We start from the raw sequence: 24,600 nt of genomic DNA, 5'->3' as shown, positions 1-24,600 counted from the left end.
CGTGGGGTGTACGGGACCGAGCGTAATAGGGGTGCCGCCGGGTGTGCGGGCGGTCGAGCTGACAGACTGTCGATGAAGGTTTACCGGACGAGGACCACGGAGGCGGCGCAGTGTCGGATGCCAGGAGCCCTGCGCAGATCGAGGCGGACATCATCAGCAGGCGTGAGCAGCTCGCGGTGGTGCTCGACGAGATCGGGGTGCGGGTGCACCCGAAGACGATCATCGGCGACGCGAAGGCCAAGGTGGCCCAGTCGGTCGACCGGACGGCGGGCCGCGCGTTCGTCGCGGTGAACCGGTCGGTGTCGGACGTGAAGGCCCAGTTCGTGTCGCAGGACGGTACGCCGCGTCTGGAGCGGGTGATCCCGGCGGCGCTGCTGGTCGTCGGTGTGGTCGGGCTGCTCGCCGTGTCGTCGCGGCGCGGGAAGAAGTAACGGGCGGACCCCGGAGGCGTGCGGATCCGTGCGGGGCAGGTAGGTTTCGGGTCGTGAGCGACAACACCCACGACGACAAGCTGCCCATCCGTATGCTGCACGATCGCGTGCTGGTGCGGACCGATACGCCCGAGGGCGAACGGCGCTCCGGCGGCGGCATCCTCATTCCGGCGACGGCGGCGGTGGGCCGGCGTCTGGCGTGGGCCGTGGTGGTCGCGGTCGGACAGAACGTACGGACGGTCGAGCCGGGGGACCGGGTGCTGTACGACCCCGAGGACCGCGCCGAGGTCGAGGTGCGGGGTGTGGCGTACGTACTGATGCGGGAGCGCGACCTGCACGCCGTGGCCGCGGACCGGTTCGAGGGTTCGGTGGATTCGACCGGGCTGTATCTGTAGCCCGCGTCCGCGGCACGCCCCCCCCGCACGATGTGCGCAAAGGCCTGGTGACCGGTGTCACCAGGCCTTTGCGCGTTCTTTGCTACGGTGGGGGGACCCCGACGAGACGCGCCGTACCGGGCTGGAAAAGACGACGCACCCGTTGTTCACGAGTTCTCGTCGGAGGTGCCGTCATGGCCTGGGTTCTGCTGATCGTCGCCGGTCTGCTCGAAGTGGGCTGGTCGATCGGAATGAAGTACACCGAGGGGTTCACCCGGCTGTGGCCGAGCGTGTTCACCGGCCTCGGGATCGTCGCGAGCATGGTGTTGCTGTCCCATGCGGCGAAGACGCTGCCGATCGGTACGGCGTACGGCGTCTGGGTCGGTATCGGCGCGGCCGGGGCCGCGGTCCTCGGCATGGTGATCCTCAATGAGCCGGTGACGGCCGCCCGGATCTTCTTCGTGTGTCTGCTGCTGGTCGCCGTGGTGGGGCTGAAGGCGACCTCCGGGCACTGAGCCCGGGAAGCCCGGGGATCTCTCCGGGGGGATCTCTCCGAGGGGAAACCCCCGGGCGGCGCCCGGGGCCCCCGTACGCGTGGTCAGCCGCGCGCACGGGGGCCCTGGGCGCCTTCCGTGAAGCCCCCGTCACCGCCCCCGTCACCGCCTGTGGTGCCGGTGCCGCCGTCCGTCCCGCCGCCGGTGCCTCCCGTGCCGCCGTCGCCCCCGGTTCCGCCGTCGCTCTGGCCGCCGGTGTCCGTGCCTCCGTCGGTCCCGCCCGTGGTGCCGCCGGTGTCCGTACCGCCCGTGTCCGTACCGCCGTCGGTCGGGCCGGGGGTGGTGGGAGTACTGCTCGGGGGGCTGCTCGGAGGCGTGCTGGACGGGGTGTCGCTCGGCTCGGCCGGTTCGGTGGTGCCCGGGTCCTCCTCGGTGGGCGGGACGGTCTCCGCCGCGCCGGGCTCCAGGTCGAGGTCGAATTCCGCCGCGTCCGAGGAGCGCAGGGCGGCCTCCGTGTAGGCGGCCCAGGTCGCGGCGGGGGCGCCGCCGCCGTTGACGCGGGGCAGTCCCAGCGCGCCGTAGAGCGGCTTCTGCGCGCCCGTGTCGGGGTCCTGGCCCATGACCGCGACCACGGTCGCGAGGTCGGGGGTGTATCCGGCGAACCAGGCGGCCTTGTCCTCCTCGGCGGTTCCGGTCTTGCCCGCGGCGGGGCGGCCCGCGGCCTGGGCGGCGGTGCCGGTGCCGCCTTCGACGACGCTCCGGAGGATCGAGGTGGTGGTGTCGGCGGCCTCGCGGGAGACGGTCCGCTCGGTGTTCCGGCCGGGGAGGGCGACCTCCTCGCCGTCCTTGCTGACCTTGGCGACGAGGGTGTACGCGCCGTGCTTGCCGTGGTTGGCCAGGGTGGCGTACGCCTCGGTCATGTCGAGGACGCTGGCGGTCGCGGGGCCCAGCGCGATGGAGGGGGACGCGGTGAGGTCGGGGGTGTTCTCGGGGATGCCGAGGGCGACGGCGGTGTCCTTGACCTTGCCGGGGCCGACGTCCTGGGCCATCTGCGCGTAGACGGCGTTGATGGACTTGTCGGTGGCCGTGCGGACGGTGACGGGGCCGTAGCTGACGTCGTCCTCGTTGGCCGGGGCGTAACCGGTGGAGCCGTCGCGGCCCTGGACGGTGCGCTTGTTGGTGCCGTCGTAGACGGTGTTGGGGGTGATGCGCCGCCCGTCGAGGGTGGTGGAGCCGTTGGCGACGGCGGAGGTGAAGACGAACGGCTTGAAGGTGGAGCCGACCTGGTAGTCGCGGCGGGTGGCGTTGTTGACGTACTGCTTGGTGTAGTCGATGCCGCCGTACATGGCGACGACCTCGCCGGTGCCGGGGTCGATGGAGGCGCCGCCGACGCGGACGTTCCGGTCGGCGGGCCGTTCGTCGCTGGTCTTGGCCATCACCTGGGTGTCGACGGCCTTGACCAACGCGTCCTGCTTCTTCTTCTCCAGCGTGGTCGTGATGCGGTAGCCGCCGGTCGCGAGGGTCTTCTCGTCGATGATCCTGTTGCCGGTGAGGTAGTCCTCGACGGCCTGGACGAGATAGCCGCGCTGTCCGGAGAGCCCGGTGGCGGGCTTGGCCTTGCCGGGTACGGGGAATTCGGTCGCCGCGCGTTCGGCGGCGCCGAGCCAGTCCTCCTTGACCATGCCGTTCAGGACGTAGTTCCAGCGGGCGAGGGCGGCGCCCTTGTTCTCGGGGTGGACGACCACGTCGTACGCGCTGGGGGCGTTCAGCAGCGAGGCGAGATAGGCCCCCTCGGCGGTGGTGAGCTCCTCGACGTTCTTGCTGTAGTACGCCTGGGCGGCGGCCTGGATGCCGTAGGCGTTGCGGCCGAAGTAGCTGGTGTTGAGGTAGCCCTCGAAGATCTCGTCCTTGCTCTCCTCGCGGTTGAGCTTGACCGCGATGAAGAACTCCTTGGCCTTGCGGACGACGGTCTGTTCCTGGCCGAGGTAGTAGTTCTTGACGTACTGCTGCGTGATGGTCGAGCCGCCCTGCTTGCCCTTCCCGGTGAGCGTGTTCCAGGCGGCGCGGATCATCGCCTTCACGTCCACGGCCCGCTCGGAGTAGAAGTCGCGGTCCTCGGCGGCGAGCACGGCGTGCTGGACGGTGAGGGGGACCTGTGAGAGCTGGATGTTCTCCCGGTTGACCTCGCCGTCGCGGGCGATGACGCTGCCGTCCTTGTAGAGGTAGACATTGGACTGCGCGGTGGCGCTCGCGTTGGCGGCCGGGATGTCGACGATCTGGTACCCGGCGACGAAGCCGCCGACGAGCAGCAGGGCGATGCCGAGTACGGTGCCGAGGACCATGCGCCAGGTGGGGATGATGCGGCGCCAGCCGGTCCTCTTGGGGCGCTTCGTGCGCCCCTTCCTGCCCTTCGCGCCCGGCGCACCACTGCCGTCGGCGCCCTCACCGGGCGTGGCCGCGGCGGCTGTGTGGTCGCGCGGGGCCCAGTTCTGCGGGTCGTCGTTCATGTCGGTGGTGACTCCTCGGGCGCGGTCGGTTCTCCCAATAGTGCCCGTTTCGCCAGGAAACCATCGGATCATCCTTCAGGAGGGGGCACGGGAAAAGCGGTCGCGTCCCTCGCCCGCGCTCCACTAGGGTCGTGCGCTTTGGTGCCGGAGCCCGGTGGCGGCGGGGAATGGGGGAGACGTGCGGCTCTACGCGGTGGTGGCGGCCGGTGGTTTCCGGCGCCATGCCACCTACCGGATGGCGACGGCGGCGGGTGTGTTCACCAACACCGTCTTCGGTTTCATCATGGCGTACGTCTATGTGGCGCTGTGGGACGAGCGCCCGCAGCTCGGCGGCTACGACACCTCGCAGGCGCTGACCTACGTGTGGCTGGGACAGGCGCTGCTCATGACCTGCTCCATGATGGGCGGCGGCTTCGAGGACGAGCTGATGGAGCGCATCCGTACCGGCGACATCGCCGTCGACCTGTACCGGCCCGCCGACCTCCAGCTGTGGTGGCTGGCGGGTGACGTGGGCCGGGCGGCGTTCCATCTGCTGGGGCGCGGCATCGTCCCGATGGCACTGGGCGCGCTCGCCTTCGATCTGGCCCTGCCCTCCTCGCCGTGGACCTGGCTGGCGTTCCTCGTCTCGGTGGCGCTCGGTGTGGTGGTCAGCTTCGCCGTGCGCTTCCTGGTCGCGCTGTCGGCGTTCTGGCTGATGGACGGGGCGGGCGCGATGCAGGTCGCCTGGCTGATGGGGCTGTTCTTCTCGGGGATGCTGCTGCCGCTGAACCTGTTCCCCGGGGTGCTGGGCGAGGTGGCGCGGGCGTTGCCCTGGTCCTCGCTGCTCCAGGTGCCCGCCGATGTGTTCCTCGGCAAGCACCAGGGGTGGGAGCTGCTGCGGGCGTACGCCTTCCAGGCCGGCTGGGCGGTGGCCCTGCTGGGCGCGGGCCGGCTGGTACAGACCGTGGCGACCAGGAGGGTGGTGGTTCAGGGTGGCTGATACGGCGGTGGCCGAGGATTCCGGGACGGAGCCGGACGGGGCCGCGTGGCGGGAGACGCGGGAGGCGTTCCCGGGCGGGTCCTCGACCGGCTTCGCGGGGCGGGCCCGGGTGGTGGCCGACGGACTCCGGGCGTACGGGCTGATCGTGGCGATGTGGCTGCGCTCGACGATGGCGTACCGCGCCTCGTTCGTGATGACGACGTTCGGGAACTTCGCGGTGACGGCGTTCGACTTCGTCGCCCTCATGATGATGTTCTCGCACATCGACGCGCTGGGCGGCTACTCGCTGCCCGAGATCGCCCTGCTGTACGGATCGGCGGCGACCGCGTTCGGGCTGGCCGATCTGACACTGGGGTCGATGGACCGGCTGGGCAGGCGGGTGCGGGACGGGACGCTGGACATCCTGCTGGTGCGCCCGGTCCCGGTACTGGCCCAGGTGGCGGCGGACCGGTTCGCGCTGCGCCGGCTGGGGCGGGTCACCCAGGGGCTGCTGGTGCTCGGGTACGCGCTGGTGTCGCTGGACATCGCGTGGACGCCGCTGAAGGTGGTGATGCTGCCACTGATGGTGCTGAGCGGGGCGGCGATCTTCGGTGCGGTGTTCGCGGCGGGGGCGGCGTTCCAGTTCTTCGCGCAGGACGCCTCCGAGGTGCAGAACTCCTTCACGTACGGGGGGACCACGCTGCTCCAGTACCCGCCGACGGTCTTCGCGAAGGACCTGGTGCGCGGGGTCACGTTCGTGGTGCCGCTGGCCTTCGTCAGCTGGCTGCCCGCGCTGTATGTGCTGGGCCGGGAGTACCCGCTGGACCTGCCGCGCTGGGTGGCGTTCCTGCCACCGGTGGTGGCGGCGCTGTGCTGGGTACTGGCCGGGCTGGCGTGGCGGGCGGGGCTGCGCGCGTACCGCAGCACGGGCAGCTGAGAGGCCGGATCCGGGGGATCAGGACACCGAGGGACTGAGGGACCGAAGGGCCGAGGGAGAGACGGAGCATGGGTACGGACACGGACACGGGCACGGGGAAGGACACGCGCAGCGGCGGCGACGCGGACTTCATCGCACTCGACGGCGTCGAGAAGGTCTTCGACGTACGCCGCAGAACGGGCTTCCTGCGCCGGGAGCGGCGCGAGGTCAGGGCGGTCGACGGGATCAGCTTCCGTGTGTCGCGCGGCGAGATGGTCGGGTACATCGGCCCGAACGGGGCCGGCAAGTCGACCACGATCAAGATGCTGACGGGGATCCTCACGCCGAGCGGGGGCAGCCTGCGGGTCGCGGGCATCGACCCGTCCCGGGAGCGTACGCGGCTGGCGCACCGGATCGGCGTGGTGTTCGGGCAGCGCACCACGCTGTGGTGGGACCTGCCGCTGCGGGACTCGTACCGGCTGATGCACCGGATGTACCGCATCCCGGACCGGCGCTTCCGGGAGAACCTGGACCGCTGTGTCGAACTCCTCGATCTGGGCGAGCTGTTGGAGGTTCCGGTACGTCAGCTCTCGCTGGGGCAGCGGATGCGCGGGGACATCGCCGCGGCGCTGCTGCACGATCCCGAGGTGCTGTACCTGGACGAGCCGACGATCGGCCTCGATGTGATCTCCAAGGCCAAGGTCCGGCAGTTCCTGCGGGATCTGAACGCCGAGCGGTCCACCACCGTGCTGCTGACCACGCACGATCTGACCGATATCGAGCAGCTGTGCAAGCGGGTCATGGTGATCGACCACGGCCGGCTGATGTATGACGGGGCGCTCGCCGGACTCCATGAGGTGGGCGAGAGCGAGCGGACACTCGTGGTCGATCTGGCACGTGAACTCCCGCCGATCGAGCTGGACTCGGGCTCGGCGGAGGGCGATGGGGCGGGCGAGGGCGCGGGTTCCGTCCCGGGAGTGCGGGTGGTGAAGGTGGAGGGGCCGCGGCAGTGGCTGACCTTCCCCGCGTCGATGTCGGCCGCCCCGCTGGTGGCGCGGATCGCGGAGCGGTATCCGCTGGTCGACCTGTCGGTGCGGGAGCCCGACATCGAGGCCGTGATCGCGAAGATGTACGCGTCGGCCCCCTGAGCGCCGCTGCGGGGCGCGTGCGTGCGGGGCGTGCGCGCGGGGCGCGCGGGCGGTGAGGTGGCGGGGCGGTGAGGTGGCCGGGCGCGGCGCGCGGGTGGTGTGGGCCGCTGTGCTGTGACGGGAGCGGATGCTTTCAATAGGCTGCGCGGTATGACAAGTGAACTTCCGGAAATGCGTGCCTCCGACGCCGAACGTGAGCGCATCGCCGAGACTCTGCGCGAGGCGGTGGCCGAGGGACGGCTGGAGATGGAGGAGTTCGAGCAGCGCCTCGACGCGGCCTTCAAGGCCCGTACGCATGGGGAGTTGGAGCCGTTGGTCCGGGATCTCCCGGCGCCGGGCACCGTCGTGGCACCCGTCGGCGCGGCCTCGTCCGCGCGGCCGGGTACGTCGCGGAACTGGCCGTCCCGGGTCGGGGGTCCCGCGACGTCGAACGGGGCCTTCGCGTTCTGGGGCGGGTTCAACCGCAAGGGGCGCTGGACGGTGGGCCGGAAGTTCACCGCGTTCGCGATGTGGGGCGGTGGCGAGATCGATCTGCGCGAGGCGAACTTCGAGGACCGCGAGGTCGTGATCCGTTGCTTCACGATCATGGGCGGACTGCATGTGACGGCGCCGCCGGAGCTGAACGTCGAGGTCAAGGGCATCGGCATCATGGGCGGCTTCGGCGAGGGCTCGAACGAGGGGGGCGAACCGGATGCGGACGCCCCGCGGGTGCGGATCACGGGGTTCGCGCTGATGGGCGGCGTCGGTGTGGAGCGCAAGCGGACGAAGGCGGAGCGGCAGCGGCTGAAGGACGCGGAACTGGCGCGGCAGCGGGAGCTGGACCGGGACCGGGGCGCGGACGGGGGCGGCCGCAAGGAGCTGGGCTGAGCGCCCCCGCCCCGCTCCGGCGGGGGGCAGTGCGTCAGAACGCGTCGGACCTCGGGGTTCCTACCAGGGCCTTGAGGTCGATGTGACGGCCCAGGGTGCGGTAGCCGTCGTCGTTGAGGTGCAGATGGTCGCCGGAGTCGAACGACGGCAGGAGGCGGTTGGGCGCGTACGGGTCCCGCACCGCCCGGTCGAAGTCGACGTACGCGTCGAAGACCCCGCCCGCCCTGATGTGTTCGTTGACGGCCAGCCGTACGGCGTTGCGCGCGGGGGACCAGGTCCGGTACCCCTCGTACGGTGTCAGCGTCGCCCCGACGACCCGTAGCCCGCGGGCGTGCGCCCGCTCCGTGAGGGCGCGTAGGCCGTCCACGACGCGCTGCGGGTCCGTCTCCTGCGGGGCCTGCTGCACGTCGTTGATGCCGAGCGCGACGAACACGGTCTTCGCCCCGGCCACCGACAGCACGTCCCGCTCGAAGCGGCCGGTCCCGCCCTGGCCGCCGCTCCGGGCGAGTCCGTCGCGCAGCAGCCGGTTCCCCGCTATGCCCTGGTTGGCGACGCCGTACGTGCCGCGCAGCCGGTCGCTCAGGACGTCGGTCCAGCGGGCGTTGGCGTCGGTGGTGGAGCCGCTGCCCGCGGTGAGCGAGTCACCGAGCACGACGACCGCGCCGGCGGCGGACTCGTTGCGGACGTCGACGGCGGTGAGGTAGCGCCACCGGGTGGTGCTCCAGGTGCCGTGTTCGTCGGCCAGGTAGGACGTCTGGTGCGCGTTCGGATGGAACGTGACGGGCCCGCCCCCGTGCGGGGTGCGCAGGGTGACCAGCAGGTCGGCGTCCGGGGTGACGGGCACCACGACCGGGTCGCTGATGACCTGTCCGCCCGCGGCGATGGTGACGGTGGGGGCGCCCTTGAAGGTGACCGGGCGGGTGTTGACCGTGGCCTGGTCGACGACGAGGGGGGCCGCGCCGAAGAGGTTGGAGAGGGTGATGCGTGCGGCGTCACCACCGACGCTGGTGTGCACGGTGTTACGGATGGTGCGCCCGGGGAAGCCATGCCCGGTGCCCGGTTCGGCGCTGACGGCGGCTCCGGTCCAGGTGGCGACCCAGGTGCCGGTGGAGTTGGCCGGGGCGGCGGGGTTGCGTGCCGCCGCGTGCGTCTCGGCGCCGGTGAGCGGTGCCGGGCGGGGGCCGGAGAACAGTGTCGTACCGAACGCCGCGGCGGCGGCGAGTGCGGCGGTGCCCGCGACAAGGGCGGTGAGCAGGGCATACCCCTGGCGCCTGGGCATGTGCGGTGTGTCTCCTTGTGCTGATCGGGCTGGTCCCATGATGCGACAGGCCGCGGGGAACTCGACGTGCGGCCCGGGAGTAGGTGAGGTAAGGACAATGCGTACGGCACGGGGGAGATGCGTACGCGGACGGGTGGAGCGGATGGAACGGGCCGGAGCCGGAGAGCAGGACGCGGTGCAGAAGTCAGTGGAGGGTCCACAGGGCCCGGGTGCCTCGGAGGACCCGTCGGAACCGGCGCCCCCGACCGGGCAGGGCGGTTCGTCCGGGCCGGGCGGGCACGGCGGTTCGGGCGGGCACGGCGGGCCGGGCACCGCGTCCGGCGGTGCGTCCGGGGACGGTCCGGGCGGTGCGCCGGGGTCCGGGCGCCGGGCGTCCACGCCGCTCGCCTCGTTCGCGTACACCGCCGCCGACGAGGAGAAGCGGCGCGGAGTACGCCGTATGAAGACCACAGCGACCGGCCTCCTTCTGCTCGTCGCGCTCGTGTACGTCCTCGCCACATGGGCGAAGAACGCGGGGGTGGGCGGCTGGCCGGGCTACGTCGCGGCGGCTGCCGAGGCGGGAATGGTGGGCGCGCTGGCGGACTGGTTCGCCGTCACGGCGCTCTTCCGGCGCCCGCTCGGCCTGCCCATCCCCCACACCGCCATCATCCCCACCAAGAAGGATCAGCTCGGAGCGTCACTTGGTTCCTTCGTCGGGGAAAACTTTCTCTCCCCGGGGGTCGTTCGTGACCGAATTCACGCTCTCGGAGTCGGCCGGCGGCTCGGCGCCTGGCTGGCGGAGCCGGAGCACGCGGACCGTGTCACCGCCGAACTGGCGACCGCGCTGCGCGGGGCCCTGACCGTCCTGCGGGACTCCGACGTCCAGGCGGTGGTCGGCGAGGCGATCACCCGGCGGGCGGACGCGGCGGAGGTCGGCCCCGGACTCGGCAAGATGCTGGAGAAGGTCGTCTCGGACGGCGGCCACCGCAGGGTCGTGGACCTCGTCTGCGCGCGGGCGCACGACTGGCTGGTCGAGCACGGCGACTCGGTGATGGACGCGGTGCAGGGCGGTGCCCCGGGGTGGACACCCCGGTTCGTGGACAAGCGGGTGGGCGAGCGGGTCTACAAGGAACTGCTGCGCTTCGTCACGGAGATGCGGGACATGCCCGGCCATCCGGCGCGCGGCTCGATCGACACGTTCCTGACGGACTTCGCGGCCGACCTCCAGTCCGACTCCGACACCCGGGCCCGGGTGGAGCGGCTGAAGTCGGAGATCCTGGGCCGTCGTGAGGTCCAGGACGTCATCGCGTCGGCCTGGTCCTCCGTCCGCACGATGATCATCGCGGCGGCGGAGGACGAGCAGAGCGAGCTGCGGCTGCGGGCCCGTGCCTCGCTGATGTCGCTGGGCGCCCGGCTGGCGACGGACGAGCGCCTCCAGGCCAAGGTGGACGGCTGGCTGGAGGACGCGGCGGCGTACGTCGTCACGACGTACCGCGCGGAGATCACCTCACTGATCAGCGACACGGTGGCGGGCTGGGACGCGGACCAGACCTCGAAGAAGATCGAGGCGCACATCGGCCGTGACCTCCAGTTCATCCGGATCAACGGCACGGTGGTCGGCGCGCTGGCGGGGCTGGTGATCTATTCGGTGTCGCGCGCGGTGGGGGCGTAGGCGATCGGGGCGTAGGGGCGTGTCCGCGCGGACGCGGGCCGGGGCCGGCGCGGGGCGGAGATGAGCGGCGCGGAGACGAGCAAGGCGGAGGACGAGCAAGGCGGAGGACGAGCAGGGCCGCGCGGACACGCGGGGCGGACATGAGTGGGCCGGGCGCGCGTTCTGCGCCCGGCCCACTCATGTCCGCGGCCGCTCCGTTTCGGCGGTTCCTCGTCCGGCGGCTCTTCGTCAGGCGGCGCGGCGGGTGACCGCCCACGACGCGGCGGCCACGCCGCCCGCGACGGCGAACACGGCGGGCCAGGCGCCGACCTTCTTGGCGAGCGGGTGCGATCCGGCGAACGCGGCGACGTAGGCGACGGTCAGCCCGGCGGCCGCACGCGGTCCCGCCTGCCGGTTCCACTCGTACGCGGCGAGCGACCCGGCGGCGGCGAGGGCGACCCCGCCCAGCGGGCGCTTCTTGGTCCAGCGGGCGACGCCGTAACCCCCGACGAGTCCGCTCGCCGCCACTGCCGCTGCCGGAACCTTCGCCATTGCCGCCACCTTCGCTCTCGTCTTCTCGACTCTCGCCACCGAGGCCGTCGTCAGGTCTCGCCACCGAGGCTAACGCGCTGCCTCGGACACAACCCGTGCGCAGGGGGTGCACAAGCGTTTACCCTGGAGGTGAACGCTTGTGCACCCCTCTCGCTCGCGCACCTCTGCCCTCTCCAGCCCCAACCGAACCAGCCCAGCCCAGCGCGGACCGAACAGGCCCAGTCCGAACCGCCTCAGACCTTGACCGGCCCGGCCCAGACCGGCCCGGCCCAGACCGGCCCAGACCGGCCCAGACCGGCCCAGACCGGAAGCACCCCCGACCCTCCCCGCCGGACGCCGTACGGAGATCGCATGCCCGCGGACCCACCAGCAACAGCCGCCCCCCACCCCCGCTTCGCCGTGGGCGTCCTGGCCTTCTGCGGGGTCGTCGTCGCGGTCATGCAGACGATCGTCGTCCCGCTCCTCCCGCACATTCCGGAGCTCACCGGTGCCACGCCCGCCGCCGCGAGCTGGCTGGTCACCGTGACACTGCTGACGGGTGCGGTGTTCACGCCGGTGCTCGGCCGGGTCGGTGACATGTACGGCAAGCGGCGCGTGCTGGTGGCCTCGCTCGGGGTGCTGGTCCTCGGCTCGGTGCTGTGCGCGGTCAGCTCGCACATCGGCGTACTGATCACCGGCCGGGCGCTGCAGGGCGCGGCGCTCGCCGTCGTCCCGCTGGGCATCAGCATCCTGCGGGACGAACTGCCTCCGGAGCGCGTGCTGTCCGCCGTCGCGCTGATGAGTTCGACGCTCGGCATCGGCGCGGCCGTGGGCCTGCCGGTCGCGGCGCTCGTCATGGAGAACTTCGACTGGCACACCATGTTCTGGGTCTCGGGCGTCATCGGCGTCATCGACATCGTGCTGGTGCTCCGGCTCGTACCGGAATCACCGCTCCGCTCCCGCGGCCGGTTCGACGCCGTGGGGGCGCTCGGACTGTCGGCGGCCCTGGTCAGCCTGCTGCTCGCGGTCACCCAGGGGGCGGACTGGGGGTGGACCTCGGCGCGTACGACCGGGCTGCTGGCCACCGCCGTGGTCGTCGGCCTGTTCTGGGGGGCGTACGAGCTCCGCGTCGGCAACCCGATGGTCGACCTGCGGGTCTCGGCCCGCCCGGCCGTCCTGCTCACCAACGTCGCGGCGCTGCTCATCGGCTTCGCGTTCTACGCCAACTCCCTGGTCACGGCGCAGATGGTGCAGGAGCCGAAGGCGACGGGGTACGGGCTCGGCGCCTCGCTCGTCGTCAGCGGGCTGTGCCTGCTGCCCGGGGGCCTGGCGATGGTGGCGCTGTCGCCCGTGTCGGCGCGGATCTCCGCCGCGTACGGACCCAAGGTCAGCCTGCTGCTGGCCGCCGCGATCATGACCGTCGGATACGGGGTGCGGTACTTCACGAGCCACAGTCTGTGGCTCATCATCGCGGGCGCGACGGTCGTCGCCTCGGGCACCGCCATCGCGTACTCGGCGCTGCCCGCGCTGGTGATGCGCGGGGTCCCGGTGAGCGAGACGGGGGCGGCCAACGGTCTGAACACGCTGATGAGGTCGATCGGGCAGGCGTTCTGCAGTGCGACGGTCGCCGCCGTCCTCGCCGGCCTCACCTTCGAGGTGGGCGGCGCCACGGCACCCACGCTCCAGGCGTACCAGCTGGTCTTCCTCATCGCGGCGGGCGCCTCCCTGCTCGCCCTCGCCGTCACGCTCTGCCTGCCGGGGCCGGGCGGCCGGGGGAAGACGGGTACGGTCGGAACGACCCGCGAGAACCGGAAGGCCGGTGCGCGGACGATCCCGATCCAGGAGGGCGCATGACCGGCGGCCGGTCCACGGAGGACACACGGGCGGGGGCTCCCGGCTCCGATTCCGGCACGGGCAAGGACGCGATCCTGCGGGCCGCGCGGCGGGCGTTCACCCAGCGCCCGTACGCGGAGGTGACCATCAGGGCGGTCGCGGCCGATGCCGGGGTCAGCCCGTCCCTGGTGGTCAAGCACTTCGGGCGGAAGGAAGACCTCTTCAACACGGTGGCCGACTTCGGGCCCGCCGCCGAGGAGCTGTTCGACGCCCCGCTGGAGGGGCTCGGCCGCCATATGGTGCTCGCGCTCGTACGCCACCGGCGGGAGCGGCAGCGGGACCCGCTGCTCCGGGTCGTCTTCTCCCTCGGCAACACCGACGAGCGCTCCCTTCTGCGCGACCGCTTCCACGAACAGATCACCCAGCACCTCGCCGCCCGACTCCCCGGTCGCGAACGCACCCTGCGCGCCGAACTGATCGCGGGCCATCTCCTCGGCCTGGGCGCCACGCTCAGCCTCCACCGTGAGGGCGCGGGTTCCACGGCCACCGCCGAACACCTGGCGGACCTGTACGCTCCGGCGCTCCAGACCCTGGTCACGGGCACGGCCGGTTGACGGGCGAGGACGGTGACGGGCGAGGACCGGAAACAGGCCGTCCGGCGGCTTCGTTAGGGTGACCGGTATGAAGGATCAGCCCACCGATCTCGACGTCTCCGCCCTCGCGGACACCCTCGCCGCCTGGGCCGTGGCCCCCGCGTCGCTCACCTACACGCCTGTCGGGTTCGGCGATCACCACTGGACCGCGCTCGACGCCGACGGGCGGCGCTGGTTCGTGACGGTGGCGGACCTGGCGCACAAGCCGTACTGCGGCGAGGGCGTGGAAGCGGCCTGGGAAGGGCTGCGGCGCGCGATGGACACGGCCGCCTCCCTGAGCGCGGAGGCGGGCCTGGACTTCGTCGTCGCGCCGCTTCGGACGTCCGGGGCCGGGACGGGAGCGGGAACAGGGCCGGGGACAGGGCCGGGAACAGCGTCGGGCGCGGAGGCAGGGATGGGCGCGGGGCCGGGGTCGGAAGCAGGTGCGGGGGCAGGTGCGGGGGAGACCGTGCGCCGGCTCGGGGACAGGTACGCGGTGAGCGTCTTCCCTCATCTGGACCTGCCCGCAGGACACTTCGGGCAGGTGCTGCCACCGGAGCGCCGCCGCACGCTTGTGGAACGGCTGGCGGCACTGCACCGTACGCCGCCGCCGGACGCAACGCCCGTACACCGGCCGGGACTTCCGGATCGCGCCCCGCTGGACGCGGCGCTCCGCGCGCCTCACGACGCCTTCACGCCGGAGCACGGCCCGTACGCCGAACGCTGCCGCGCGCTCCTGGCGGACAGTGCCGTGCGGCTCCGGCTCCGGCAGCGGCTCGCCGAGTTCGACGAGCGGACCGAGCGGCTGATCAGGCGGGCGCCCGCCACGGTCGTGACGCATGGCGAACCGCACCCCGGGAACGTCATGGACCCGGGCGGCCGGACCCTGCTGCTCGACTGGGACACCGTCGCCCTTGCGGTGCCCGAACGGGATCTCTGGCTCTGTGCCCCGGACCCTGACGACCTCGCCCGCTACGAGGAGCTGACCGGCCATCACCCGGACCGGGAACTGCTCGCCCACTACGCGCTCCGCTGGGACTTCGACGATGTGGCCGCCTGCCTCGACGTGTTCCGCGCACCGCACGCGGCGACGGAGGACGCGGAGCAGGCGTGGCAGGGGCTGACGGGAGCCGTGGAGCGCCTGAGCCGCGGCTGAGGAGCCGCCAACCACTGAGCCACCGCTGAGCCGCCGCTGAGCCGCACCTGAGCCGCACCTGAGCCGCCACTGAGCCGCGGCTGTGGCGCCCACCGAGCTGCGGCCGTCCGGGGTGCTCCGCGGCTGAACGTCGGTGAGCACCCCGGACGGCTCAGGCCGTGTAGCCGTCCGGGCGGACCAGGAGCGTGTCCCTCCGGTCGCTCGCCCAGTGGACGACGGCCGTGCGCTCGTCACCCGGTTCCGTCCGCCCGCGCGGCAGGACCCGTACGAACTTCCCGGCGCGCAGGGCCTCGTACATCCGTCCCTCCTGGAGCCGGATGTCGGGGACCCGCCTGACTCCCGGTCCGTACGCGTAGCCGATCCCGCTCAGCCTCCCGAGCAGGCGCCGGGTGGCGGCGGCGGGCAGCCGGCCGACGGTGAGGGCGGCGACGGTACGCAGCGCGCGCCAGGCGGGGGTGTGCGCCATCGCGAAGCGCAGCATGCCGCCGCTGCTGCGGATCACGTCCCGGCCGATCGGGTGCCGCTCCGCGTGATAGGTGTCCAACAGCCCATCCGCTTCCTGGCCGTTGATGACGGCGGCGAGCTTCCAGCCCAGGTTGGCGGCGTCCTGGAGGCCGGTGTTCATGCCCTGGCCGCCCACGGGCGAGTGGGTGTGCGCGGCGTCCCCCGCGAGCAGCACGCGGCCGACCCGGTACCGGGGGACCTGTCGCTCGTCGCTGTGGAACCGGGACGTCCAACGGACGTCGTGCATACCGAAGTCGGTGCCGAAGACCTGCTCGACGACGGCGCGCACCTCGGCCAGGTCGACGGGCTCGTCCTCGGCGGCGTCGGCGTGGGCACGGAGCCAGCCGCCCACGCGCCAGTAGCCGTCGCCGAACGGGGCGGCGAAGGCGACGGCCTGCCCCGAACCGCTGACCGCCACCGCGCGGGCCGGCTCCTCGGTCAGCCTGACGTCGGCGAGCACGATCGACTTGATCACGGAGTGACCGGGGAAGGGCAGCCCGATCGCCTCCCGGACGGCGCTGTGGATGCCGTCCGCGCCCACCACGTAGGCGGAGCGAAGGGTTTCGGCGGTTCCGTCCTGACCGGCGAACTCGACGGTGACGCCCTCGTCGTCCTGCGAGACTCCGGTGACCCGCGCCCCGTGCCGGAAGGTGACCCCGTGCTCGACCGCGCGGCGCAGCAGGAGCTTCTCCACCTCGAACTGCGGTGTGGCCAGCAGGTACGGGAAACGGGTGCGGAGCCTGGAGAGGTCGAGGGCGAGCGAGCCGAAGAACCGTAGTTCGGTGACCTTGCGCCCGGTCGTGACGAGCTCGTCGGCGAGGCCCCTCGCGTCGAGCTGTTCCATGGTGCGGGCGTGCACGGCGAAGGCGCGGGTCAGGTTGCTGATGCCCGCGGGGCGCTTCTCGATGACGGTGACGGGCACGCCCGCGGCGGCGAGGTCGCCGGCGAGCAGCAGTCCTGTGGGTCCTGATCCAACGATGGTGACGGTGCCGTTCATGGTGGCCTCCCGTGGTCAACGCCAGTTGGTCAACGCTTGTGGGTCAACGACTGTGGGTCAACGCTTGTTGTCAACGGTAGAACGCTGCCCCGGGGCTGTCAACGCTTGTTGGCCTACAGCTGTTGGCCTCCGCTTGTTGGCCTTCGTCCGTTGGCCTACGGTTGTTGACATGACGCGAGACGTGAAGCAGGACCCGACGCCGGAACCGCGGTCCCGCCGCTCCGACACCACCCGCGCGAGCATTCTCACCGCGGCACTCGAACGCTTCGCGGCCGATGGATACGAACGAGCCACGATCAGGGCGATCGCCAAGGACGCGCGTATCGATCCGTCGATGGTGATGCGCTACTACGGCAACAAGGAGCAGCTCTTCGAGGCCGCCTGCACGGTCGACCTGCGCCTTCCCGATCTGTTGACGGTCCCCGAGGCGGAGGTGGGCCGCACGCTCGTGGGCCACTTCGTCGACCTCTGGGAGCAGAACGGCGCCCTGACCGCGCTGCTCAGGGTCGGCGTCACCAATCAGGCAGGCGCGGAGCGCATGCAGGAGATCTTCAAGCAGCAGCTGCTGCCGCTGGCCGCCCGGATCTGCCCCGCCCCGACCACGGCCCCCGTACGCGCCGCCCTGGTCGCCTCCCAGATGCTCGGGATGGCCCTGACCCGCTATGTGCTGCGGTTCCCGGTCACCGCCGCCATGACCCGTGACGAGATCACGGACTGGCTGGCCCCGACGGTCCAGCGCTACCTGACCGCCGAAAGCCCGGCCACCGTGCCACCGGCCGCCGCGACCCCGACCGCCGCGACCCCGGCCGCCGCGACCCCGGCCGCCGCGACCCCGGCCGCCGCGACCCCGGCCGCCGCGACCCCGGCCGCCGTGCCACCGTCCCCCGTACCGCCGAGTACCCACTGACGCGGCCGCACGACCCCGGGCTCAGGCCAGGGCGTTGAGGGCCACCTCGGCGGCACCGGCGATGAGGGCGTCGTCGCGCTCCGCGTCACGCGTGTCACGCCGGGAGAGAACGGCGATGGTGATCGGCGCGGCGTCGGGGGGCCAGACGACGGCGATGTCGTTACGGGTGCCGTAGCCGCCGGTACCCGTCTTGTCGCCGACCTGCCAGCCGTCCGGGGCGCCGGCGCGGATGGTCCGGTCGCCGGTGGTGTTGCGCTTGAGCCAGTCGGTCAGCAGGGCGCGCTTGTCGGGGGAGAGGGCGTCGTCCAGGACGTAGGCGCGCAGATCGGTGGCGAGGGCGCGCGCGGTGCTGGTGTCGCGGAGGTCACCGGGCACGGCGTCGCTCAGCTCGACCTCGTAGCGGTCGCAGCGGGTGACGCGGTCACCGAGGGCGGCGAGCGCGTTCTGCAGCCCGCGGGGGCCGCCGAGTTCACGGAAGAGGAGGTTGGCCGCACCGTTGTCGCTGTACCGGATGGCGGCGTCGCACAGCTCCCGCAGGGTCAGTCCGGCGCCGACGTGCCGTTCGGTGACCGGCGAGTGTCCGACGGGGACCTCGCGCCCGTACCGTACGCGCCGGTCGAGCTGCTTGAGGGAGATCCTGTCCATGACGGCCGCGGCGAGCAGGGCCTTGCAGGTCGAGGCGTAGGCGAAGCGCTCGTCGGGCCGGTGGGTGACGTACCGGCCGGTGCCGGTGTCGAGCGCGTAGACGCCCAGCCGGGCATCGTACGTGCGCTCAAGTGCGCGGAAATCACGCTCGGTTCGACGCCCGGCCGGCCGCTCCGGGCTGCCGGAGCCCGACCCCGACCCGGTTCCGGAGCCGGAGCCGGTTCCGGAAGGAGTCGCGGCCTTCGGTCTGCCGCTGTCCGTCCCGCACCCGGCGAGGGGGAGCGCGGCGAGTCCCGTCAGGGAGGTGAGTGCGGTGCGGCGGGGAACGCGGGTACGCATGGTGGGCGGACTTCCGTTCGTTCGTCGGGCCCATCGGCGGGAGCGTGCGAGGAGCATGACCGGAGACCGTCACAGCGGGCAGGACGGGACGAGAGACGGCGGGCATGACCGGAGGAAAGACCGCGGGCAGGACCGGAAGCTCGCACCCTTCCGCTCCCCACGCCCACGGACCTGCGGACCTGCGGACCTACGGTGCAGGGGGAGCGTCAGCGGCAGAGGCCGCCGCGTCCACCAGTGCATCGAGCGTGGCCGCCAGCTGCCGGCGGATCTCCGGATCGGTGCTGATCCCGTCCGCGCCGACGGTGTTCCGGTCGAGCGAGACCCGTACGCAGGCCGCGTCCACGACGGCCCCACCCGTGTAACCGAGCACGCTGCGGAGTGTCGCCGATGCGCCCTCCCCCCGGCCGGGCGCGGCGGCGTTCAGCCAGGCGACGGGCTTGTCACCGATCTCGGTGCCGCCGACGGTCCAGTCGAGGAGGTTCTTGAACGACCCGGGCAGCGTCCCCGCGTACTCCGGCGTACAGATCAGCAGCGCGTCGGCGGCATCGATCGCGGCCCGCATCTCCGTCACCGGCTTCGGCAGTGGATCGGTGTCGTCGTCGGGGTTGAAGTGGGGCAGCTCCCCCAGGCCCTCGTAGAAGACCGTGCGTACGGAGGCGGGGGCCACGTCCCCGGCGGTGCGCAGCACGGTCTCGTTGGAGGACCCGGCCCGCAGGCTGCCGGACAGCAGAAGGACTACGCGTGAGGTAGGCATGTCCTCAGAACTCCGGACGGCACCGGACTTGTTCCGTCAGCTCTGCGTGAGAAACGCGGCAGACCGGCACGGGTCGCACACCAGGACGTATCCGCAGCCTCCGCCGAAGTTGGCGGCGGTCGCGTTTTCGTTGCCCTCCTCCAGATGCCCGACGAACGTCATGAGCTGCCCGCAGCCGGGGCACGCGGGCCACTGGTCCTCGTAGAGCCAGTCCGCCTCACCGCCCAGCGACCCCAGCACCAGGCGCCCCCTGCCGCTGCGCAGGCGGTACTGCTCGCGCGCGTCGTTGTACGTGTCCTCGTCGACGGTCTCCAGCTTGATCGCCGAGACCGCGCCCAGCAGGGTATCGCCCTCGGCCGGGACGGCTGCCGGTACCAGCCCCTCGCGCGGGAACAGAAAGGCCCGATTGCCTCCCTCGAAGGCCTCCCACTCCTCGCACAGGCCGGGGTCGTTCTCGCACTGGAACACGGACACCACCCCCTGTTCGACCGGCAGGTGCGCCAGGAACTTCATCGCGCCCTCGCAGGTATCGCAGTGCGGCCACGAGAAGTCCGCGGGGACGAGAGGTATCCCTCCGGTGCGCGGCTCGTCCGCCGTCTCGTCGGTCGTGCCGTTGTAGATCATCAGTGTCTGTGCCATGGGGCAGGAGCATACGGAGGGAGTGTGACAACGGACCTGTGGGCTACGGACTCGTGGCCATGGACCTGCGATACCGGTCCACGCGATACCGGTCCACGCGATACCGGTCCCGGGGCACCGGTCCACGCGACACCGGTCCTGCGACACCGGTCCTGGGCACCGGTTCTGTGATCCCTCAGGCGGGCACCGGCTCGATCCGCGACGCCCGCTTCCCGGCCCGGTCCAGGCTCAGGCGCACCAGCATGACGACCAGTGCGGCGACGGCGAACCCGGCTCCCGCCCAGGGCAGTTGGCGCGTACCGGCGGAGGAGATGACCCATCCGCCGACCGCGGTGCCGAGGGTGATGCCGAGATTGGAGAAGGAGATGAAGAGGCTGTTGCCGAACTCGGGGACGTCGCGCGCGTCGCGGCCCAGCCAGCTCTGGGTGACGATGAGCCCGCCGGAGTGCACGGCTCCCCAGACCAGCACGCCCACGACCATCGGGGCGAACCGTGGCCCGATCGCGTACACGAGTACGTAGACGAGCAGGCAGAGGACCGGATAGGCGAGCGCGGTACGGGTGAGGTTCCTCTGGAGCAGGCTGCCGAAGGCGAAGTTGCCGAGGAACATCACGATGCCGAAGGCCATCAGCATGGCGCTGACCCACGAGCCGTTCATGCCGGTGACCTCGCCCAGGTACTCCGCGAAGTAGCCGTAGACGGAGAACATCGACGCGAAGACGAACACGACCGACGTGATGGTCAGCCACATCCGGGACTGCTTGAGGACGCTCAACTGGGTTCCGTACGAGACGCGTTGTCCGACCGGCATGTCCGGGAGCAGGCGCAGGATCCCGAGGAACGCGATCAGATTGACGAGCGCGGCGAACCAGAAGGACGTGGAGAGCGACAGGTGCTCGGCGAGGTACGAGGTCAGCGGCACCCCGAAGGCGAACCCGACGGTGACGCCGGCGAAGACGGTCGTCGTCGCCCGCGTGGCGGCCTTGGATCCGTCCGGGTCCTCCGTGTCGGCCGTGCCCTCGCTGTCCTTGCTCATGGCCATGCGGGCGGCGGTGGCCAGCGCGACCGAGAAGAAGACCGGATGGAAGATGGCCGGGATGATGCGGAAGGCGAGCATCACCTCGTACTGGGTGGTGAGGGCGTACACGGCGTTGGAGAGGGCGAACACCGCGATCGCGGCGGCGAGCACCTTCTTGCGGTTGATCCCGGAGGCGAGCAGTGTCGTGAAGGGCCCGGTCACCGCGATGACCAGGGCGAACGCCCCGACGAGCCAGCCGGCGGTGGAGGGCTGGACGCCGAGCTCGGCGGAGAGCTGGGGGAGCACACCGACGATGCCCATCTCGGTGGTGATGATGCCGAACACGCCCAGGGCGAGCACCAGGACGGCGGCGGAGGTCTTTCTCATCACGGCCTTTCTTTAAATCTAGAAAAGTAGATATATGGAGTCGCCGGAGCGCCTCCTGGGTGCGCGGGGGCGCAGGGGTGCGGAGCGCGGCGGTCGGGCGTGGGTGTACGGGCCGGGGGCGGGGCGCTGGGAGCGGGGGTGCTACAGCTCGTCGCGTACGTGGGCGGCGAACTCGGCGATCACCGGCTCGTTGCGCCGGTAGTACGTCCACTTGCCGACGCGCTCCGAGGTGAGGAGGCCCGCGTCCCTGAGGGTCTGGAGGTAGCCGGACACCACGGACTGGGCGAGCCCGGCCCGCTTCTGGATGTCGCCCACGCACACGCCGATGTGGAAGCCCAGCCCCTGTTGTGTGTAGGAGTCCTCGTCGAAGTACTTCTCGGGGTCCTTCAGCCACTGCATGAACTGCAGCCGGGAAGGATTGGCGAGGGCCTTGTGCACGGCCAGGGGGTCCATGGGGCGCCTCTCTGCGAGTCCTCGGATCTTCGAATCTTCGAATCTTCATGAGCCCATCGGCCTCACGCTATGTATCTAGCTTTCTCGATATGTAGGAGCAAGTCAAATCGCGTGTACGAGGACAATGGGCGGACCGGCGGCAGGCCCCCAGGGAACGGCTGCACCGCCTGACCGCCGCCATCGACCGGGTACACACCACGGGAGGAACGTTTGGCACGCACGGCTCACCACTTCCCCCCGTCGCAGACGAGGAAGACGTTCGACGAACGCTTCGGCGGCCCGTGGCACCGCGTCGTCGTACGCGACCTGCGCTACAGCGCCCGGAGCCTCGCCGAGGCGGCGGACGAGTGCCGCAGACCGCGGCCCCGGGCGGTGCGCCGCCACGTTCAGGTGTACAGCTTCCCCCGCCACAACCGCGATGCGAGCGTGGGTCGTTGGTCGGCCCAGGAGGAGCGCCGGGCGAGACAGCGGCTGCGCTCGCAGGTGGGACGGCTGCGGCGCCTGGTCAACTCCGGTCCGGACGGCGGCATCGGCGTGGACATGGCGGACCTGGTGGAGATCCCACCGGCGAATCACCGGCACGGCTCGCTCCGGCTGGCGTAAGTCCCGCTCGTGTGGTGGGAGATGAGGCCGGTGCGGTACGGTGACGGGGTAATCACCCTCTGTGCGTACGTAGGCGCATGGAGCGGCCCCCGGTGGTGCTGTAACACCACGCGAGGGCCTACACCACCAGTGCCACTGCGAGGCAACCGGAAATGCTGCGTCATGTTATCGCGCCCTCTTCGGGCTATACGAAGGCATCGAACAACGTCGTGCGTACGCGGCGGATGAGCAGCGATGCGAAGATCCTTCTCCTGTATGTCCAGGGCCTGCCCGAGTCCGCCAGGAACCGCCCTTTGAGCGAGCTGGCCAACCGGCTGGACATGACGGGCCGTTCGTACCAGCGGGCGAAGAGGCAGCTGATCGAGAACGGTTTCGTGCACGAGTGGAGGAGCCAGATCGAGGGCGGCCGCTGGACCACCGAGCAACTGTTCACGAACATCCCGCTGACGAGCGCCGAGGCAGCGACCCTGAGAGAGGGTCCCTCCACGTTCCCGCCACCGAGTGAGCAGTCTCCGACGGTCGGTCGGCCGACCCCTCGGCAGACTGCTGGCTATCAACCGGTAGAAGACGACAGAGATAAGACCACTCCCCACCCACCCTCCGAAGCGGATCCGGACCCGCAGCCCACCGCACAGGCTCCGTACCCCCCGAATCCCTCCCCGGGCTCTTCCCCGGCCCCACCCGAGACACGCTCATCCCCGAACCAGGCGATCTCCCCCTCGCCGAACCCGGCCCAACTGGCCCTGGCCGAACGCATCCTGCTCTCCCTGCGCCACACCCGCCGCGAACTGCACCTGGGAGTCCGCGAGGCACGCGACCTGGCGCTGGAGGCGGTGAAGTGGCTGGAACGCGGCCTGGGCGAGGCCGACCTTCGCCAGGCGTTACTGGCCGAACGCCCGGAGGGCGGCGTCCGCTCGGCGGTCGGCTTCCTCCGCTACCGCCTGACCCAGAAGTGCCCGGAACCCGCTCCCGTACCCGTACCCCGCCCCGCTTCCGCTCCCTCCCCGGCCTCCTCCCCGGCCCCCTCCCCGGTCCGCGACCTGATCGCCTGCGCGGGCTCGGGCTGGGGCTCCGACTCGGGCTCCGAATCCAGCTCAGGCTCCGGCGAGGAGCACGTCTTCCGCCCCCTGGGCGACGAAACGGAATGCGCCGAGTGCCGCCGGGCCACGGCGTACGAGAACTGGCTCCAGGACACCGGCACCCACTACTTCCCCGAAGGCACCCCCTGGCGCGAACGCTTCGCCACGGTCAGAGCCGCAGAAGGCCTCGCACCAGCGGCGTTGGGGGGCGCGTGACATGGAGCCCTCCCGTCGCGGAGTCCTGGGCGCCGGTCTCTTCTCCGTGGCACTGACGATTCCCGGGTGGCCTGACGTGATCGGCCGGGCGGAAGCAGCCCAGTCCGGGCGTCTCTCGCGCATAGGGATGAGTGAAGTCGACATGGTCGTCGCCATGACCGAGCGGGTCTCGGACCTGGACGATCAGTTCGGCGGCCGTCATGCCCGCCCGATGGCGGCATCGTTCATGGTCAACACGGTGGCGGCCTACTTGCGTGCTGACGCTCCCACTCCGGTCCGGCAGGCGATGCTCTCCGCGGCTTCGGATCTCCTCTATCTGACCGGCTACATGGCTGTCGACGAAGGCCTCCACGGCCTTGCACAGCGGTACTACATCAAGGCGCTCGAACTGGCCGGTGCGGCTGAGGACCATCTCACCTACTGCACCACCCTGCGCGGAATGAGTGTGCAAGCTGTGGACCTTGGCCATGGAACGAAGGCCATGCAGCTGGCCGATGCCGCCGCTGCCGCGTCTCCGCAGGCCGGACCGAGGATGCGTGCCTTTCTCGCCGGACAGCAGGCTCACGCAGCCGCTCAGACAGGTGACCGTGTCAGCGCGATGCGATTCATCCGTGAAGCGGAAACGGCCATGGACCGTGCGGAGTCCCGCAGCGCGCCGTTCGGTTCGTACGACCCCTCATCCCTCAACTACCACATCAGTCAGGTGCGTTATGGGCTCGGCGACGTCTCCGGCGCCGTCGAATCCATGCAGCAGTCCGACAGGCTCCGCTTCGGCGTCTACCGTCGCGCACGGGTCCGGCACAGGGCAACGCTCGCGGAACGGCAGCTGGAGCTCGGCCATCTGGAAGCAGCCTGCGCGACCTGGAACCAGGCACTTGACGACTACCCCATGGTTCAGTCCGGGCGCGCGGACGACCGTGTACGAGCGATGTTCGGCCTTCTGCGCCCCCACGTGAAGAATCCGACCGCCCGGGATCTGTACAACCGGGCACGCGGCATTGCCCCGTCTGCCCTCGCCGGCTGATCCGGCGAGGGCAGACGGGTCACGACGTACGCCGGCTCACGGGTATCGCCGAAGCCTGGTCGCGAACGACCTCGATGAACTGCTCCCAAGCAGTGGCTCCGAACGTCAGCCGAGGGCCGGCCGCCCGCTTGGAATCACGGACCGCCACGCCCAGGGCAAGACTCGCGACCTCCAGGCACTCGGTGGTGTTGCCGCCGCTGTAGGAGGACTTGGACCAGGTCAGAGCCTCGTCGGACGGGATATGGGGAACCATTGGATCTCCTTGCGTACGCGCTCGAT

Annotated in this window: 24 protein-coding genes, 1 pseudogene and 1 riboswitch; of the genes and pseudogenes, 15 read left to right on the top strand and 10 right to left on the bottom strand. The window is 71.3% G+C overall.

The window, feature by feature from the left end; all coding sequences use genetic code 11:
* Window positions 1-110: 110 nt before the first annotated feature.
* From OHA98_RS33675 to OHA98_RS33665, 3 genes are all read left to right on the top strand, one after another.
* Complete coding sequence (locus OHA98_RS33675; RefSeq protein ID WP_266931416.1) at window positions 111-431, top strand: DUF3618 domain-containing protein; 321 nt, start codon at window positions 111-113, stop codon at window positions 429-431.
* Between the two features lie 53 nt (window positions 432-484).
* On the top strand, window positions 485-826 hold the full coding sequence (locus OHA98_RS33670) for a co-chaperone GroES (RefSeq protein ID WP_266931414.1): 342 nt from the start codon (window positions 485-487) through the stop codon (window positions 824-826).
* Window positions 827-897: 71 nt separating this feature from the next.
* Window positions 898-966: riboswitch (guanidine-III (ykkC-III) riboswitch) on the top strand.
* A 33-nt stretch (window positions 967-999) separates the two neighbouring features.
* A complete protein-coding gene (locus tag OHA98_RS33665) occupies window positions 1,000-1,320 on the top strand; it encodes a multidrug efflux SMR transporter (RefSeq protein ID WP_266931412.1) in 321 nt (106 codons plus the stop codon).
* A gap of 83 nt (window positions 1,321-1,403) precedes the next feature.
* On the opposite strand, the gene OHA98_RS33660 is transcribed toward OHA98_RS33665, so the two are convergent.
* The gene (locus OHA98_RS33660) at window positions 1,404-3,806 is read right to left on the bottom strand and encodes a transglycosylase domain-containing protein (RefSeq protein ID WP_266931410.1); all 2,403 of its coding nucleotides are present in this window, start codon (window positions 3,804-3,806) and stop codon (window positions 1,404-1,406) included.
* Window positions 3,807-3,984: 178 nt separating this feature from the next.
* Here OHA98_RS33660 and OHA98_RS33655 point away from each other — a divergent pair, with 178 nt between their 5' ends.
* The 4 genes from OHA98_RS33655 to OHA98_RS33640 all read left to right on the top strand — a co-directional run bounded on the left by OHA98_RS33655 (window position 3,985) and on the right by OHA98_RS33640 (window position 7,695).
* Window positions 3,985-4,785 carry an ABC-2 family transporter protein gene (locus tag OHA98_RS33655; RefSeq protein WP_266931408.1) on the top strand — a complete coding sequence of 267 codons (801 nt, stop codon included), beginning with the start codon at window positions 3,985-3,987 and terminating at the stop codon, window positions 4,783-4,785.
* A gap of 109 nt (window positions 4,786-4,894) precedes the next feature.
* The gene (locus OHA98_RS33650) at window positions 4,895-5,701 is read left to right on the top strand and encodes an ABC transporter permease (RefSeq protein WP_266932516.1); all 807 of its coding nucleotides are present in this window, start codon (window positions 4,895-4,897) and stop codon (window positions 5,699-5,701) included.
* A gap of 68 nt (window positions 5,702-5,769) precedes the next feature.
* Window positions 5,770-6,828: an ATP-binding cassette domain-containing protein gene (locus tag OHA98_RS33645; RefSeq protein ID WP_266931406.1), complete on the top strand. Its 1,059-nt coding sequence runs from the start codon at window positions 5,770-5,772 to the stop codon at window positions 6,826-6,828.
* A 171-nt stretch (window positions 6,829-6,999) separates the two neighbouring features.
* Window positions 7,000-7,695, top strand: coding sequence for a DUF1707 domain-containing protein (locus OHA98_RS33640; protein ID WP_266932514.1), 696 nt, complete (start codon window positions 7,000-7,002; stop codon window positions 7,693-7,695).
* A 34-nt stretch (window positions 7,696-7,729) separates the two neighbouring features.
* Here the strand turns inward: OHA98_RS33640 and OHA98_RS33635 are convergent, their stop codons facing one another.
* Window positions 7,730-8,974, bottom strand: a complete 1,245-nt coding sequence (locus tag OHA98_RS33635; RefSeq protein ID WP_266931404.1) for an SGNH/GDSL hydrolase family protein — start codon at window positions 8,972-8,974, stop codon at window positions 7,730-7,732.
* 142 nt (window positions 8,975-9,116) lie between these two features.
* On the opposite strand from OHA98_RS33635, the gene OHA98_RS33630 reads away from it, so the two are divergent.
* Complete coding sequence (locus OHA98_RS33630; RefSeq protein WP_266931403.1) at window positions 9,117-10,625, top strand: DUF445 domain-containing protein; 1,509 nt, start codon at window positions 9,117-9,119, stop codon at window positions 10,623-10,625.
* 228 nt (window positions 10,626-10,853) lie between these two features.
* Here the strand turns inward: OHA98_RS33630 and OHA98_RS33625 are convergent, their stop codons facing one another.
* The gene (locus tag OHA98_RS33625) at window positions 10,854-11,156 is read right to left on the bottom strand and encodes a hypothetical protein (protein WP_266931401.1); all 303 of its coding nucleotides are present in this window, start codon (window positions 11,154-11,156) and stop codon (window positions 10,854-10,856) included.
* Between the two features lie 351 nt (window positions 11,157-11,507).
* Between OHA98_RS33625 and OHA98_RS33620 the strand changes: the two genes are divergently transcribed.
* From OHA98_RS33620 to OHA98_RS33610, 3 genes are all read left to right on the top strand, one after another.
* Complete coding sequence (locus tag OHA98_RS33620) at window positions 11,508-12,989, top strand: MFS transporter (RefSeq protein WP_266931399.1); 1,482 nt, start codon at window positions 11,508-11,510, stop codon at window positions 12,987-12,989.
* Window positions 12,986-13,582 carry a TetR/AcrR family transcriptional regulator gene (locus OHA98_RS33615; RefSeq protein WP_266931397.1) on the top strand — a complete coding sequence of 199 codons (597 nt, stop codon included), beginning with the start codon at window positions 12,986-12,988 and terminating at the stop codon, window positions 13,580-13,582. Before OHA98_RS33620 ends, OHA98_RS33615 begins: the two co-directional genes overlap by 4 nt.
* A 67-nt stretch (window positions 13,583-13,649) precedes the next feature.
* Window positions 13,650-14,756, top strand: a complete 1,107-nt coding sequence (locus tag OHA98_RS33610; protein ID WP_266931395.1) for a phosphotransferase family protein — start codon at window positions 13,650-13,652, stop codon at window positions 14,754-14,756.
* A gap of 151 nt (window positions 14,757-14,907) precedes the next feature.
* Here OHA98_RS33610 and OHA98_RS33605 read toward each other — a convergent pair whose 3' ends face one another.
* On the bottom strand, window positions 14,908-16,257 hold the full coding sequence (locus OHA98_RS33605) for an FAD-dependent monooxygenase (RefSeq protein WP_266931394.1): 1,350 nt from the start codon (window positions 16,255-16,257) through the stop codon (window positions 14,908-14,910).
* Between the two features lie 169 nt (window positions 16,258-16,426).
* Here OHA98_RS33605 and OHA98_RS33600 point away from each other — a divergent pair.
* Window positions 16,427-17,017 (top strand): annotated as a pseudogene (locus OHA98_RS33600) (TetR family transcriptional regulator); the annotation flags it as partial.
* A 168-nt stretch (window positions 17,018-17,185) separates the two neighbouring features.
* Here OHA98_RS33600 and bla read toward each other — a convergent pair.
* The 5 genes from bla to OHA98_RS33575 all read right to left on the bottom strand — a co-directional run bounded on the left by bla (window position 17,186) and on the right by OHA98_RS33575 (window position 21,399).
* Complete coding sequence (bla, locus tag OHA98_RS33595; RefSeq protein ID WP_266931392.1) at window positions 17,186-18,148, bottom strand: class A beta-lactamase; 963 nt, start codon at window positions 18,146-18,148, stop codon at window positions 17,186-17,188.
* Between the two features lie 187 nt (window positions 18,149-18,335).
* Window positions 18,336-18,902 (bottom strand): NADPH-dependent FMN reductase, encoded by a 567-nt coding sequence (locus tag OHA98_RS33590; protein ID WP_266931390.1) that lies wholly within the window; start codon window positions 18,900-18,902, stop codon window positions 18,336-18,338.
* A gap of 36 nt (window positions 18,903-18,938) precedes the next feature.
* Window positions 18,939-19,541: a hypothetical protein gene (locus OHA98_RS33585; protein ID WP_266931389.1), complete on the bottom strand. Its 603-nt coding sequence runs from the start codon at window positions 19,539-19,541 to the stop codon at window positions 18,939-18,941.
* 175 nt (window positions 19,542-19,716) lie between these two features.
* Complete coding sequence (locus tag OHA98_RS33580; protein WP_266931388.1) at window positions 19,717-20,946, bottom strand: MFS transporter; 1,230 nt, start codon at window positions 20,944-20,946, stop codon at window positions 19,717-19,719.
* Between the two features lie 141 nt (window positions 20,947-21,087).
* A complete protein-coding gene (locus OHA98_RS33575; RefSeq protein WP_266931386.1) occupies window positions 21,088-21,399 on the bottom strand; it encodes a helix-turn-helix transcriptional regulator in 312 nt (103 codons plus the stop codon).
* 210 nt (window positions 21,400-21,609) lie between these two features.
* Here OHA98_RS33575 and OHA98_RS33570 point away from each other — a divergent pair, with 210 nt between their 5' ends.
* The 3 genes from OHA98_RS33570 (at window position 21,610) to OHA98_RS33560 (ending at window position 24,321) form a co-directional block, all read left to right on the top strand.
* Window positions 21,610-22,002 carry a hypothetical protein gene (locus OHA98_RS33570; protein ID WP_266931384.1) on the top strand — a complete coding sequence of 131 codons (393 nt, stop codon included), beginning with the start codon at window positions 21,610-21,612 and terminating at the stop codon, window positions 22,000-22,002.
* A 152-nt stretch (window positions 22,003-22,154) separates the two neighbouring features.
* Window positions 22,155-23,297, top strand: a complete 1,143-nt coding sequence (locus OHA98_RS33565; protein ID WP_266931382.1) for a hypothetical protein — start codon at window positions 22,155-22,157, stop codon at window positions 23,295-23,297.
* 1 nt (window position 23,298) lies between these two features.
* Window positions 23,299-24,321, top strand: coding sequence for a transcriptional regulator (locus tag OHA98_RS33560; RefSeq protein WP_266931380.1), 1,023 nt, complete (start codon window positions 23,299-23,301; stop codon window positions 24,319-24,321).
* Between the two features lie 19 nt (window positions 24,322-24,340).
* Here OHA98_RS33560 and OHA98_RS33555 read toward each other — a convergent pair whose 3' ends face one another.
* Window positions 24,341-24,574: a DUF397 domain-containing protein gene (locus tag OHA98_RS33555; protein WP_266931378.1), complete on the bottom strand. Its 234-nt coding sequence runs from the start codon at window positions 24,572-24,574 to the stop codon at window positions 24,341-24,343.
* Window positions 24,575-24,600 lie beyond the last annotated feature (26 nt).

The sequence above is a fragment of the Streptomyces sp. NBC_00654 genome (assembly GCF_026341775.1).
Classification (GTDB): domain Bacteria; phylum Actinomycetota; class Actinomycetes; order Streptomycetales; family Streptomycetaceae; genus Streptomyces.
Note: the sequence above shows the minus strand (reverse complement) of the source record. Positions and strands in the feature narration are given on the sequence as shown.